This is a genomic window from Cyclobacterium amurskyense (assembly GCF_001050135.1).
Lineage (GTDB): Bacteria > Bacteroidota > Bacteroidia > Cytophagales > Cyclobacteriaceae > Cyclobacterium > Cyclobacterium amurskyense.
The window spans coordinates 4,905,291-4,920,348 of record NZ_CP012040.1 but is presented as its reverse complement, the minus strand read 5'-3'; the positions used below and the strand labels follow the sequence as shown (position 1 = coordinate 4,920,348).

At 36.9% G+C, this 15,058-nt stretch carries 10 protein-coding genes and 1 pseudogene; 8 read left to right on the top strand and 3 right to left on the bottom strand.

Annotated elements, in window-relative coordinates; translation table 11 throughout:
• Nucleotides 1-32 precede the first annotated feature (32 nt).
• Nucleotides 33-1,466, top strand: a complete 1,434-nt coding sequence (locus tag CA2015_RS19770; protein WP_048643461.1) for a pectate lyase — start codon at nt 33-35, stop codon at nt 1,464-1,466.
• A gap of 653 nt (nt 1,467-2,119) precedes the next feature.
• Nucleotides 2,120-3,322, top strand: coding sequence for a Gfo/Idh/MocA family protein (locus CA2015_RS19765; RefSeq protein WP_048643460.1), 1,203 nt, complete (start codon nt 2,120-2,122; stop codon nt 3,320-3,322).
• Between the two features lie 342 nt (nt 3,323-3,664).
• On the opposite strand, the gene CA2015_RS19760 is transcribed toward CA2015_RS19765, so the two are convergent.
• Entirely contained in the window at nt 3,665-4,114 is a 450-nt protein-coding gene (locus tag CA2015_RS19760) for a KTSC domain-containing protein (protein ID WP_048643459.1), read from the bottom strand.
• A gap of 400 nt (nt 4,115-4,514) precedes the next feature.
• Here CA2015_RS19760 and CA2015_RS19755 point away from each other — a divergent pair, with 400 nt between their 5' ends.
• Nucleotides 4,515-5,750, top strand: coding sequence for an arylsulfotransferase family protein (locus CA2015_RS19755; RefSeq protein WP_240477852.1), 1,236 nt, complete (start codon nt 4,515-4,517; stop codon nt 5,748-5,750).
• A 657-nt stretch (nt 5,751-6,407) separates the two neighbouring features.
• Nucleotides 6,408-6,911, top strand: a complete 504-nt coding sequence (locus tag CA2015_RS19750; RefSeq protein WP_048643457.1) for a YkgJ family cysteine cluster protein — start codon at nt 6,408-6,410, stop codon at nt 6,909-6,911.
• A gap of 94 nt (nt 6,912-7,005) precedes the next feature.
• Here the strand turns inward: CA2015_RS19750 and CA2015_RS25465 are convergent.
• Nucleotides 7,006-7,716, bottom strand: a pseudogene (locus tag CA2015_RS25465) (glucuronyl esterase domain-containing protein).
• A gap of 238 nt (nt 7,717-7,954) precedes the next feature.
• Entirely contained in the window at nt 7,955-8,188 is a 234-nt protein-coding gene (locus tag CA2015_RS19735) for a hypothetical protein (RefSeq protein WP_048643454.1), read from the bottom strand.
• A 671-nt stretch (nt 8,189-8,859) separates the two neighbouring features.
• On the opposite strand from CA2015_RS19735, the gene fabF reads away from it, so the two are divergent.
• From fabF to CA2015_RS19715, 4 genes are all read left to right on the top strand, one after another.
• A complete protein-coding gene (gene fabF, locus CA2015_RS19730) occupies nt 8,860-10,101 on the top strand; it encodes a beta-ketoacyl-ACP synthase II (protein WP_048643453.1) in 1,242 nt (413 codons plus the stop codon).
• Between the two features lie 370 nt (nt 10,102-10,471).
• Nucleotides 10,472-11,563, top strand: a complete 1,092-nt coding sequence (locus CA2015_RS19725) for a glycoside hydrolase family 43 protein (RefSeq protein ID WP_048643452.1) — start codon at nt 10,472-10,474, stop codon at nt 11,561-11,563.
• 82 nt (nt 11,564-11,645) lie between these two features.
• Nucleotides 11,646-12,746 (top strand): sensor histidine kinase, encoded by a 1,101-nt coding sequence (locus CA2015_RS19720; RefSeq protein WP_048643451.1) that lies wholly within the window; start codon nt 11,646-11,648, stop codon nt 12,744-12,746.
• 899 nt (nt 12,747-13,645) lie between these two features.
• Nucleotides 13,646-15,043 (top strand): short-chain fatty acid transporter, encoded by a 1,398-nt coding sequence (locus CA2015_RS19715; RefSeq protein WP_048643450.1) that lies wholly within the window; start codon nt 13,646-13,648, stop codon nt 15,041-15,043.
• The last annotated feature ends 15 nt before the right edge of the window (nt 15,044-15,058 follow it).

Below are 15,058 nucleotides of genomic sequence, written 5' to 3'. Positions count from 1 at the left end.
GACAAAATATTAACAAACAAATAAACCCATTCATGATCCTAAAAAGAAGAATATTGCTTAGCTCTAGCTTAATTTTTATGCTATTGTCAATGGTAGGTAATCCAATGGTATTTGCTCAAAACAATCCCTTGAGCCAAACCGAAATAGAAGATTTAAAAGATCAAGTTGATGCAACATTAAGAAAAGGGGTTGCCTTTTTCCATAGCGTTAATACCCAAGGAGGTTATGTTTACTTTGTAACGCCAGATTTGACTTTGAAATGGGGAGAAGTTCCCCTTGACGATAATTCTATAGAGGTTCAACCTCCGGGAACACCAGCTGTGGGACAATCATTTTTAGCCGCCTATAAATCAACAGGTGATAAGCAAGCTCTTGAATATGCAAAAGAAGCGGCATATGCTTTAATTCGCGGTCAAACCAAAAGTGGTGGTTGGGACCATACAATCAACTTTAAAAAATTGGATAAAGATGTGGTAAGTTTTGATGACAATCAAACCCAATCTACAGTCAGTTTTTTAATGGCTTTAGACCAGGAGATTGACGACCCACTTATTAGCACCGCAACCAAAAGTGCATTGAAAATGATGATGCAAACTCAATTAAGCAATGGAGGATGGCCCCATAAGTACCCCGAACAAGGGAACTATCATGATTATGCTACCTTCAACGATGGAGGAATTAATGATTGTATCCGTGTAATGATTGAAGCTTACACCTATTACCCCGATGATGAAGCCATAGAGAAAAGCCTTCTTAAAGCGGCTCGATTTATGAATATTTCTCAATTACCCCCTCCTCAACCAGGCTGGGCACAGCAATACAATGAATTTCTCCAACCTGCCTGGGCGCGTACCTTTGAACCTGCAGCAGTTTGCCCTTCCGTCACCATAAACAACATCAATACTTTAATTGATTTATACCTAGTATTTGGTAAATCAACAATTCTTGAACCAATTCCTGATGCCTTAAGGTGGCTACGCGAGATAAGATTGGAAAATGGAATGTGGGCACGGTTTGTAGAACTAGGTACAGGCAAGCCTCTATACTATGATAGACCGAGGATTCGGGTAGAGAAACTAGAAGACCTTCATCCCGAACGCCGAACCGGCTATGGTTATCAATCAAATTTACAATCAGCATTAGAGAAAAGCACTGTTCGTTATGAAAAAGCATTAAAACTAGGCGCTAAAAACTTGTGGCAAGAGGAAAACCATTTACAAACCAAAGAGCAAGTATCGATGCGTTTACAGGAAATTACTGGAAAGGTGAAAAAAATAATTGATGCCCAGAATAAATCCGGTGCCTGGATAACAAAAGATGATAAATTTAAAAAGAGAATGCCTAGCGGAGAACGTTGGAATGGGCAGTATTTAACCATGGACAGAATAAGTAGTGGTGTTTTTAATGAAAATATAGGGACACTATGTGAGTTTATAGCTTTAACCAATCAGCTCGAAACATTCTAAGGACAAAGCAAAGCTTGGCTTTGAGAAATAAGAAGAATGATTTTCTTTCTTTTAATTATTACTCAGCAAGCCTAAGTCCAAATTAAACGGTAGAAATTTTCTATTGACATTAAATCATAAAAATAAATTATAGAATTTCAGTGAATACAATTTTAGGTTTTGGCTAAGGCCAAGGAATTAAGGTAAATGAAAAAACCCTTTGCTTTAGCCAATTTATAAAAGGAAAAATCCATGGATTTGACTTTCTTGAAGAACGCATTTAATTATCGCTTGGTATAGCCCACTCCTACCGCTAGAAAACTAGCTTATGATACCTACAATCCTTTTAAACCAGGATTATGTAATAGGATTTCTCCGCCCTGACAATGGTCAGGGGTGAAGCCTGTCCCGTGTTTACGGGAAGTGTTGCAATCGCAAGACAATCAGACTGTTTGGAGATTTTAGTATAGCTCCGCTATGGTGAAATTGAAAACAGCAACGAAGTGGCTGATTTTAAAGCGATTTCAGCACGTAATAGAATGTCTATTGCATATTTCGGGTTAAAGCAAATAAAAATCCACTAGTTTAGTATTACAATCATATTGAAATGTCCATCGTAGTAGGTTTATCCCTACCTGGAAATAAATCGAAAACAACAAAAATATTTAAATCAAATGACTAAGAAAACACTAGGAATAGGGATGGTAGGCGCAAGGTATGGTGCGCGCATGCACCATGCGAATTACATGAGTTTAACTCCCGGACTAGTTGAAATTAGGGGTGTCTGTTCATTGACATTAGAAAGTGCAACTTCTTTCGCTCAGGACATTGGCGTTGCCTTTGTTACGACTGAATTAGACGAGTTGCTGGCCCGAGAAGACATTGATGTCATTGATATATGTACTCCACCAGCCTCGCATCATGAGATTGCCATAAAAGCTGCTGAAGCAGGAAAGCACATAATCATGGAAAAACCCCTAACTGGCTATTTTGGCGAACCTGGAGATCCTGAACCTATTGGTTTTCATGTTGCTCGGTCGAAAATGAAAGCTGGGGCAAGCAAAAATGCAGAAGCAGTAAGAGAGGCAGTTCGTTCCAATAAAGTGCTTTTTTGTTATGCTGAAAATTGGGTTTATGCACCACCAATTGTGAAAATGCGTAATTTGATAGCAGCATCTAAAGGATCCGTCCTGGAATTAAGAGCTGAAGAAAATCATTCCGGTTCCAATTCGGTTTTTTCCAAAGAATGGAAATACATGGGAGGAGGCGCTTTACTAAGAATGGGGGCCCATGCTGTAGGTGCCTGTCTGTACCTCAAACAATGGGAAGGACAACAACGAAGAGGAAAAAGCATATTGCCTGTTTCTGTAATGGCTGACACTGCCGATTTGATTCATACAGAAGCTTCCGAAAATGCCAAGAAGGCCAATGCACATCAATGGATTAGTTCCGATCCAGTAGATGTAGAAGACTGGGCCAATGTAGTAATTCGCTTTGATGATGGATCCAGGGCAACCGTATTGGTCAGCGATGTAGGTTTAGGTGGTCTCAACACACGAGTTACTGCATATATGACAGATGGAGTCATTAAGGCCAATATGACAGCTAATGATGTTATAGAAACCTACGCTGTAGATCCAGGAACCTTTGCTAGTGAAAACTTTACGGAAAAATTAGAAACCAAAGCAGGCTGGAATCGTCCAAGTTGTGATGAGGATTGGTTTCGTGGATTTTCACTGGAAATAGAAGACTTCATTTATGCTATACATGAAGGTCGGGAACCGCGTTCAGGTATTGATTTAGCAGTGGATGTAGTGAATGTAATCTATGCCGCTTATCAGTCAGCAGAAGAAGGCAAAGTGATTCAATTAAAATAAACAAGTCGGAAATACCTTATGATATATCCGCAATATTTGAAGTTAAAAAAATCTAAAAAGATTTATAACAACAAAGCTGCGGCAATTGCTCCAGCTTTGTTGTTTAAATATTGGTATAAAAACGAAATTTATTATTGAATTTAACCCGGATTATGTAATAGGATTTCCCGTGTTTACGGGAAGTGTTGCAATCGCAAGAAAATCAGACTGTTTGGAGATTTTAGCATAGCACCGCTATGGTGAAATCTCTAAACAGCAACGATTGGGTATTTTAAAGCGATTTCAGCACGTTATAGAATGTCTATTACATATTTCGGGTTTAACTTCTATAAACCATGTGTATTAAGCAGTTTCCAAACTTTTCTTGGTTTTTCTAAAGACGTATTTTGGATAAATATTTCGTTTAGCAAAACGATTTACCTTATCACTATTAATCATTTTTTGATAGACTTGTTTGGTCACACCGAAGTACTCGTAAGTAGACCCATCCATAAAAGTGATTTCCAACAACATCCCCTTGTGCCAATAATCAGCAATTCCAGCGTTATTGATGGTTTCTGTATATGCTTCAGAATTTGCAGCTACAGTCTCAGGTGCTATACTCACCAAAAAATGATAACCATCAATAATTCTACGGCTTTGCAATTCTGCTTCTACCTGTAAAGGATCACCATTTTGAAATTTGTCAGGATGCCACATCTTAACTAAATCACGGTAAGTCTTTTTCAAGGTCGTCAATTCGATTTCCTTTTCAACTCCGAAGAGTTTTTTGTATTCGTTTATGCGCTTCATCTGACATTTTATATTCGGGCGCAAAAGTACGGCTTAATTTTACTTTAATTACTATAGAACAAGAACTTTATTGATAATCACCAGTATATCAGTTGATTATTTGAAGCGTACAAAATCGATAAAACCTACTTTAAATACTTAAAACTTCCTTTTTGAGTAATTTTCCGCAACAATATCCAATCAACCACAAAATATACCCAGGCCAAATTGTAATCAAACTAAACCGAGCTAAGCGCCTTGTTTTAAGTTTTTAATTATGAATATTATTAAAATGAAATCAGGCAAATATTTTTTTTTCCATGCCTCCTCCAAGGGATTTATTAATTAACTGCGTCTATTAAACCAGACAGATTCGGTTTTTAAAATTGGGTCATATGTTGAATATGATTAATAAATGAAAATGAAAAAATTTTGGATCAATACTGCCTTTTTAGGATTAACGCTTCTTGGTTCTTGTAATGAGGATAGTTTAGAAGGAAACGATTTTGAAATGGAAAAGACAGCTGATGAGGACACCTATTTTTTAATCGCTGATCAGCAAAACAATGAGGCGCATCTAATTAACTACGCAGGAGATGAACTCTTCAATTGGGATTTTAACAGTAATTTGGGCAATGATATTAACATGCTCTCGGATGGGAGTATGTTAGTTTGCCTTAAGGACAACAATGCATCAATCACCTATGGAGGTTATGGTGGTATTTTTCGAAAGATCAATGCTGATCAGTCTATCGAATGGGAAGTCTCCTACTCTTCTTCAGACTACACAGCTCACCACGATGTTGAATATTTATCCAATGGGAATATAATCTTTCCCGCTTGGGGAGAAATTAGCCAAACAGAGGCCGCAGAAGAAGGATTTGGAGGAAGTTATAATCTAAATCCTGAATCGATTATAGAATTGAATCCCCTTACACAGGAGATTGTATGGGAATGGCATGCCATGGATCATATAATTCAGGACCTGGACGAGACAAAAGCTAATTATGGAAGTATAGCTGAAAACCCTAACAAGATTGATGTAAATTATAACTATCAAACAAGGAACAATGGAGACATTATGCACATCAACGGCTTGACCTTGGATGAAAAAAACAACCTTCTCTATTTAACAGTTAATAATTATAGCGAAATATGGGTTTTGGACCACAGTACTTCTACAGCTGAAGCCAGCACTAATTCCGGAGGAAATTATGGACTTGGAGGTGATCTTGTCTACCGTTTTGGCAACCCTGAGACCTATGACAATATTGGTAAGTCCACACTAAATAATGTACATTATCCAAACCTATTGAAATCTGGTAACATGTTGGCTTATGCCAACAGTGTATATGGAAACCAATCTGAGGTTGTCGAATACGAATTAAATCCCCCTTACAATTTGGTAGCAGGCCAAGACAATGAACCAAATGTAGTATGGAGTTTTACTGACAATGACCTTTACTCTTCTGGCCTTTCCAGTGCGGTGAGAATGAAGAATGGAAATACGCTGATCGCTGAGGGGCGGGATGGTACTCTATGGGAAGTAACGGATGGAGGAGACACCGATTGGTTTTACAAAACAAACTATGCTACAATTTGGAGGGCTTATGTATTTTACGCGAATGACCCTGCCATTACCGCATTGGGCTTTTAATTCCTCCTATCTATAGGCAATTCTTTACCTTTCCACAATCAATTGTCCAACTTTGATAATTAATGGTATTAGGTATCCAATTATTGCCCTCGATATAGCTTTGCATCTTTCTAAAGCTATCCCAGAATCCTATTTATGGATTATGTCAAACTTTGACTATTCTACCCACCAACATGACAGTCCATTGGGCGATCTTTTTATCGATACATCTGTTAATTTCTTATCAGGAAAATGGAATAACTGAATAATATTTCATTGGTAAAATGAGCCACTTTACCCATTTATTGTTTCCTAGGGATAAAAGGAAATAGTATTTACACAAAATAAATTAACCTATTGCATTTTTCGGGTTATTTCTTCCCTTACACAAAAATAGGCATTGCTAAATGCTGGGAAAGAATTCAAGTTTACCTAACCTTTCGCCAATTAAAGACCCATAGCATAAATATTAATTCACCAGAACGAACAATATTTGAGCTATATTTGCAATTCTAAACATGCATAAAGCTCCTTGCCTTAAGCTGGAAAGCAACAATTTTTCTATTTAATGCCCCCTTAATTCAGCGAAAAAAAAGGCTAAAGCACTGTCATAAGACCTATTAAGGAATTTAGCACTCCTCAAAAGCAAGCTTAAGAAAAGATTTTAAATCAATAAAAATGAATGATTCAATGAATATTTGCTTGGCTTGCGGAAGCTGTTGTGATGGTACTTTGATTGGGTTTGTAGAACTCGATCCTGAAGAAATGCCAGCAATAAAAAAAATAATGGCTATCGAGGAGGAAAAAGGCAATGGCTTTTTTCTTCAACCCTGCAAAAAATATTGTGATGGCTGTACTGTTTATTCACAAAGGCCAAAACATTGTGCCAAATTTGAATGTGGACTATTAAAATCCGTCGAAAAGAAGGAAGTTGAATTTGATGCAGCCGTTGAAATTGTTAAGGTAGTAAGACAAAAACGAAAGGATATAGAAGTAAAACTAGTAGAGCAAAATTATGCGCTACAATCCGATTCATTTTATTTTAAAATGGTCGAATTGGAGAAGCAATTGCAAAACAAAAAAGTCGATTTATCGATAACCAAAATTCAACAAGAATTGCTACTAGACCTACAGCAATTCGAGAATATTCTTGCAAAAAACTTTGGCCTCACTTTATTCTAGTCTAAGCACCCAATTCCTCATTTATTAAGTACTTGAACTCCATATTCAAGCCAACTCTTGTTATTGGTCACTTACCAAGACCATCTCTATACTTTCAGTTTAGAAAATAAGTGTCCATAAACTGCAAATCAAATGAGGTCAAGTCATGATCTCCTGTACGTATGTGGTAACGTATATGGTTCCCTATCGAGGTATCCGGTCCTGGCAATTCATTGGTCTCCAAGCCACGGAGACCGTATAATCCATAGACAGGTCCTGCATGCAGGGTACTAAGGAATTCACCTTTAGGATCGGCAAGAAGATCTCTTGTAGAACTGCCTACATACAGCGGCCTTGGTGCGATCATCGACAACAGCATATGCTGGTCAAAAGGAAGTGCTTCTGCACTGTCAATAAAATTGCGGAACTGCTCACAATATCTCCAAGATGCATGACCTATACTATAGGCAATGTTTTCCCCAAAATTACTCCTTGCTAATGAGGCCCCTCCTTCTCCACTGCTATTTGAAATCACCACCGCAACACGTTGATCCTAGGCTCCTGCCCAAAGAACCGCTTTCCAATGTCTTGAATGACCAATAAGGGCAACCCTATTGGCATCTATCGCAGTGTTCGTTTCTAGGTAATCCAGGGCACGACTCATACCCCAAGCCCAGGCACCCAAAGCACCCCAGGCATTGGGCTCCAATTTTGATTTTCCTGAGCTGCGCATGACATAACCACGGATACCATCTTTCCATCCATCAATATGGTCAGGCTCCACATCTCCATAATAAAAAGTGGCCAATCCATATCCACGTTTCATCAACTCCTTCAAATCTGGGAAGCGGTAGGCATTAATGCCTCTTGTGGCTTCCGTAACCTGATTGTCAACACTCCCCTTTTCTGCGATAGGTGTTATCCACTTTGTAGAATGTGGAATTGATGGGTCTTTCTCCAGGCTACTGTTCCCATACCAATTCATCTTCATAACCATAGGTACAGGCTTCTTAGCAGCATTTGGAATATAGACCATCAACTTGATAGTTGGTGCAGAAGGATCATCAAAAAAAGCTAAGGTTAATGATTGTACGTGTGCCTAAACCGTCTAATGCATCTTTACGAACAGCAATGACTTCAGCTTTCTGATTGACAGCAAATTCAGGCATTTGCCCATACATCAATTCCGAAAAATCTTGCAAAATCTCATTTCGTCTTATGCCTTCCCAAGCACTTGTATTTGTTATTTTCTGACCCTTTTTGTCTAATAATGGGTCTGGAAGCGTATAATCTCCCACATTTGCCTCTTCAAAACTGTAAAAGACAAAACGGTTATCAGGTAAAGCAATAAACTTCGAATACTCATAAAGACAAATTATAGGTAAGAATGCAGGTCCAAAATAATAAAATGCAAAGGAGCTGACTAATTAGTTGTTTATTTATATTACCAAACGGCCTATTCAACCTAAATAAGGAAATGGTTTAATAGCTATTATTTCAAAAGGAGATAGCAATTTCCTGAATATTAAATACCCGGTATAAAGGGCAATTAGCATTTGCCTTTTGATGCCTTCAATGGCTAAATAATGATTTTATCGCAATCCCATTGTTTACCCTCATAAGAAGTAAAATCCATGCAAATTTCCAATGGTTGAATACTAAGGCAAAGACAAAATACTAGTGAAAAAGTTTTTTGCTTCAAAACGACTGGTTAGTTTTGCCCTGATTTAAAATAATGGGCTGAAAAAGCAATTAACAAGAAGGAGATAACTTAAAAAGTAATCAATAACCATAAGTTAATCATGACTAGTAAGCCGAATAGTAATGGTTAATATCAAATTAATAAGGAAGGTCGTTTAAACAATGGCGCTTGTTTTACTTATAATCAAAGAAGTATTAAAATTGCACCCTTCAATGATTATTAAGTCCCAAAATCTACTTTAACGCTATTCCAGTAAAAAAAGAACCTATGAAAAGAGTCGTAATAACAGGATTGGGAGCTTTGACTCCCATTGGAAATTCAGTAGACGAATTTTGGCAAAATGCCATCAATGGTAAAAGTGGCGTATCGAAAATCTCCAAATTTGATCCTACCCTATTCAAAACCTCTTTTGCCAGTGAGTTAAAGGGATTCAGTCCTGAGACAAAACTTAACCGAAACGAAATAAAAAGAAGTGATCGATTTACACAATATGCACTTTATTCGGCTGCAGAGGCCATAGAGGATAGCGGATTTGATTTACAAAGCCTTTCTCCTTTTGACATAGGTGTTATTTGGGGTTCAGGACAAGGAGGCATGCAAACCTTTGAGGATGAAGTCATCAACTATGCTGAGAATGGTAAAAACCCACGATTCAATCCATTTTTTATTCCAAAATTACTGGTAAATATGGCTTCGGGTATGATCTCCATGAAATTTGGACTGATGGGAATCAACTACACTGCGGTTTCTGCTTGTGCCTCTTCCAACTCTGCGATTATGGATGCTTTCAATTATATCCGCTTAAACAAGGCTAAAATTATGGTTACCGGTGGCTCGGAAGCGCCAATTACAGAGTCCTCAGTAGGAGGATTCAGTGCCATGAAAGCATTGTCTACCCGAAATGACAATCCCCAACAGGCATCTCGCCCTTTTGATATACAACGGGATGGTTTTGTAATGGGAGAAGGAGCTGGAGCATTGATTTTGGAAGAATATGAACATGCAAAAAAGCGAGGAGCAAAGATTTATGCTGAAATAGTAGGTGCTGGAATGACCGATGATGCTTACCATATCTCTGCAACCCATCCAGAAGGAATAGGAGCAATAAAAGCAATGGAATTGGCAATGGAAGAAGCCAAACTTAACCCAGAAGAAATCAACTATTTGAATGCACATGCAACCTCCACACCTGTAGGGGATATTAGCGAGATGAAAGCCGTCGATAAAACATTCAAAAGCAATTTTAAAAACTTTAAAATTAGTGCTACAAAATCAATGACAGGCCATTTAATGGGAGCTGCAGGGGCTATTGAGGCTATTTTATCCATTAAGGCAATCCAAAAAAACATCATTCCTCCTACCATAAACACATTAGAGATAGACCCTGAGATTCCTCAATCGATGCCTATTGTGATAAAAGATGCAGTAGAAAGTAAAGTAAATGTGGCCATGAGTAACACCTTTGGCTTTGGAGGCCATAACGCAACAACTATCTTTAAGCGCATCTAAAATTTATTTCGCCTTAATTGCATCATTACGGTAAAAATATCTGTTTAAAAGTTTTTAGAAGCAATCAATTGTAGGTTAGGTAAAGTCAAAATATTAAATGCCTTTACCTAACCTACGCCTCTTTATAAATTACTCACCTACAATTAAATAAACCTTTTAAACTAACACCAATATAGGCTCCATTTAACATACTTATAAGCTAGGTTTGGGTTTACATAAGCTCGTGAAATCAGATATTCAAGCCATAGGAACGATCAACTTTTTAACTTATATTCACTTTTGTAACTACAAGTCACTTAATTACTAGTGCTTTATTTGGCAATACCCAGCTAAGCAAAGCCTATACATTAAAAAAAAGATTATAAACCCAATGAAGTCTCCTATCTTATCATTTTTAATTGCAGTAACCATACTTTCTTCCTGCCAGTCACAGAAAAAGGAAGAATTAAAAGAAAACGAAGATGAAATCTATTCAGGAAACCCTGTTTTCCCAGGCTGGTATGCAGATCCTGAAGGTATAATATTCGATGATCAATATTGGATTTACCCCACTTTTTCAGATGATTATGGAGATGTGGATAATACATCAGAATTAACAGAACAGCAACTTGAACTTCAAAAAAACACGATCAATCCTCAATACCTTAAACAAACCTTTCTTGATGCTTTTTCTTCAAAAGATCTGATCAATTGGGAAAAACATTCACGGGTTCTGGACATCAAAGATGTTTCATGGGCGGCCTATTCTATTTGGGCCCCTTCTATCATTAAGGCCAATGAGAAGTATTACTTGTTTTTTGGTGCCAACGACATTCAGAGCGATGATGAGATGGGGGGAATTGGAGTAGCCGTGGCAGATAATCCTGCTGGCCCATTTGTAGATGCCATAGGAAAACCATTGATTAATTCCTTCCACAATGGTGCTCAACCGATTGACCAATTTGTATTTAAAGATGATGATGGTAAACATTATATGTACTATGGTGGTTGGAAACATTGTAATATCGTCCAACTCAGCGATGATTTGTTGAGTTTAGTGCCTTTTGATGATGGAGAAACATTTAAAGAGGTAACTCCTGATAAATATGTTGAAGGGCCTTTCGTATTCAAACGAAATGATAAATATTACTTTATGTGGTCTGAGGGAAATTGGGGCGGACCAGATTACAGTGTTGCCTATGCCATTGGTGATACTCCTTTCGGTCCATTTAAGCGAATAGGTAAAGTATTACAGCAAGACCCAAGTATAGCCACCGGCGCGGGTCATCACTCAGTAATTAATATTCCTGATACAGATGAATACTATATAGTTTACCACCGTCGCCCATTGGGAACAACAAATGGTAATCATCGCGAAACTTGTATCGACAAGATGACTTTTGATGAGGGTGGTTTTATAAATCCGGTTAAAATGACAACAGAAGGCGTGAAAATGAACTTGTTAGATAATAAAATTAAATGATAAGTTTAATTGTTTCCCAATAATACCATTGTTCCATTCTAAAATGCTTGGCATGGTTTTTAACTCATAAGATAATAAAAGTATGTTGAACAATTTTGAAATATTAGATTCCATTACAGAGTCGATGGCAATAATTAATAATTCCGGGGATATAATATATACAAATAAGGCTTGGCATACCTTTTCCATGGAGAATAAAGGAGACAATGCTCGGACAGGAATTAATAACAATTATTTATCTACCTGCGAGGCTGTAAAGGGTCACGAAACAAAAATGGCCAAGGATGCCAAACATGGTATTCAGCAAGTAATCGACCGGAATTTAGATTATTTTGAACTTGAATACCCGTGTCATTCTCCCAATGAAAGTAGATGGTTTATTCTTAGAGTTACTCAAGTAGAAGGGAATCCTGATTTGACATTACTGGCCCATATTAACATTACCAATCGAAAAAATGCAGAGCTAAAAGTTGAAAAGAATTACAGTAAAACTCTTATTATAAATGAAAGGCTTCACACTACTTTGCACAATATTGTCCATGATATTCAGAATCCTTTGGCTTCAATCATGGGACTAATCAATTTATCAAAATCAGAAAAAGATCTTGAGAGTGTTAATGAGTATTTAGATCTAATAGAAAAAGGCAGTACAAATTTAAGGTCTTTTGTAAAAGAAACTTTAAAACACATCTCTACTATAGAAGATTTTCAATCTGTGGATGTAGCACGTATGGTGTCTAAATACATAGAGACTATTGAGCACCTTTTAAAATCGAATAGCCTTGAGCTCAAGCTAGACATTCAACAATCAGGTCAGTTCTATACCAACGAAATTGAGTTTCGATCCATACTTTCTAATTTAATAAGTAATGCCATAAAATATTCTGATAATAATAAGGCTAAAAAATTTATATTATTTGGCTTTTCATCTGATGAAAACCGAGCGATTCTAAAAGTTGAAGACAATGGGATTGGAATAAAAAAAGACGATATTCCAAAACTTATGAAGCGCAACTATCAAATAAACAAAAAGACAAGTGATGGAGTGGGATTAGGTTTATACATGGTTAAGAAATCTGTAAAAAACCTTGATGGATCAATAATAATAAATTCAGAATTTGGTATAGGGTCAACTTTCACTGTAGAGATTCCAAATAGAAACATCAAACAACAGATAGCTTAGGCAATAAGAAATGCTAATTTGGGCATGCTTGGTTACAGTAATTTCAAATTGCTAAAAGCCTTACATCAATAACCTTTATTTTTATTTTTTTGCAGATAATCCTCCCAGATTAATCAAATCCGATTGTGAAGCTACCATTAGTAACTTTTCATGATATATTTTTTCAGCAATATTGTACATAATGGGCAACATTACCTCTAAAATCAGCTAGCGCAGCAAGACTAAGACTCGGGTGACCTCATACATGTTTATGATCAGCTTCCCATATAAGCTATTTAAAATAGGATCAATATCTCTAATTTATTTTTTATAAAAGCATTTAACCCGGATTATGTAATAGAATTTCTCCGCCCGACAATGTCAGGGGTGAAGCCTGTCCCGTGTTTACGGGAAGTGTTGCAATCGCAAGAAAATCAGGCTGTTTGGAGATTTTAGGATAGCACCGCTATGGTGAAATTGAAAACAGCAACGAAGTGGCTGATTTTAAAGCGATTTCAGCACGTAATAGAATGTCTATTGCATATTTCGGGTTTAATATTAATACCTAAGAGGCTTAAATATTTTACAAAGGAGTCTTTTATTTGACTTTCACAGAAAACACGAAACATTTCACTAATTACATAAAGAATATAGAGGTATAATTTTACTTATTATAAAATTATCAAGAGTATATTAAACATTTTATTGCAGAATTTGGTACATTCCCCTCAATTGGCGAGGATACCCTAAATTAATATTAAGCTCTGGAATTATATTAACAACTGTTCAAAGATGATTTTAACCTAGAAATATTAGTTTATCACAAGCCCTGCAATTAAAAAACGAATAGACCCAAAACCCAATGTCCTATAAGTGGAATTACTAAACCTGAACTTGAGGGCATTTTTACAAAATTCACCATGTTTGAAAAATTAGGAGAAAAATTCACCCATCTATTTATAAAATACCTACCTAATTCATTTGTCTTCGCAATTATTCTAACCCTAATCACAGGAATTGGTGCAATTACCTGGTTAGGAGCAAGTCCGATGGAAATAATAAAATCCTGGTATACGGGATTTTTTGACTTATTGGGATTTTCAATGCAAATAGCGTTAATCGTTATCACTGGTTTTAGCATTGCCTTGTCCCCTTTGGTAAAGCGTGGTATAGGTTCCCTTTCCATTTACATAAAAACCCCAGCACAGGTCTATTTTATAGTCGTATTTATTGGCATGTTATTGTCCATGGTAAGCTTTGGTTGGGTGGTAATCACATGTGTTTTGGCCAAAGAATTAGCATTGCGAGTAAAAGGGATCAACTACCCTTTTTTAATTGCATGTGCTTACTTTTCATTTAACAGTTGGGTTTTAGGCTTATCAAGTTCAATCCCATTATTACTTAATTCAGAAAATAATTTTTTGATTGAATCGGGTCTCTTATCGGAGGTGATACCAACCACCTATACTTTACAATCCTCTTTAAATATTATAATGATGGTTTTTATAGTAATTGGTGGCTCATTGCTAATGTTCCTATTGCGCCCAAAACAATGTAAAAATAAAGAATTGAGTGATTTGACGCTTTCCAATGGCATTTCTGAGCCAAAGACAATTAAAGAAGAAGCTGCTGAATTGAAATTGCCTTTTAGCGCCCTATCTGATAAATTGAACAATAGCTTCATCCTTCAAATGATTATTGTAATTATGGGGCTTACCTATATAGTGTTTCATTTTAGTACCAGAGGTTTTGATTTAAATTTCAATATCATGATTTTTATTTTCTTAATTGTAGGCATGGCTTTGCACCAAACACCTTCCCGCTACGTCATTGCCATGAAGCGTTCCAGTAGCAATGTTTCAGGAATTCTATTTCAATATCCCTTTTATGCAGGCATTATGGGAATCATGTTGTATACAGGTTTGGGAGATCAACTCGGGCAATTAATGGCTGCAGTAGCAACCCTGAACTCTTATCCCTTTTATGCTTATTTAACCGGAGCAATAGTCAATTTTGCCATTCCATCTGCTGGAGGGGAATTTGCTGTCCTTGGCCCAAGCATTATCAATGCCATCAAAGAACTTGGTGCAGGTTTGCCTGAAAATGAAGTAACAGCCATGATCTCCAGAGCATCCCTTTCAGTGGCTTACGGGGAAAGTTTAAGCAATTTGTTACAGCCGTTCTATTTATTGATCATCTTTCCAATTATGGGGACAGGAGTAAAAATCCAAGCCAGAGATGTGATGGGCTACCTGGTTATTCCATTCTTTGTATTTTTTGTGTTGCAGTCATTATTAGTAGTCTTTTGGCCTCTATAAGCTAGATTAGACATG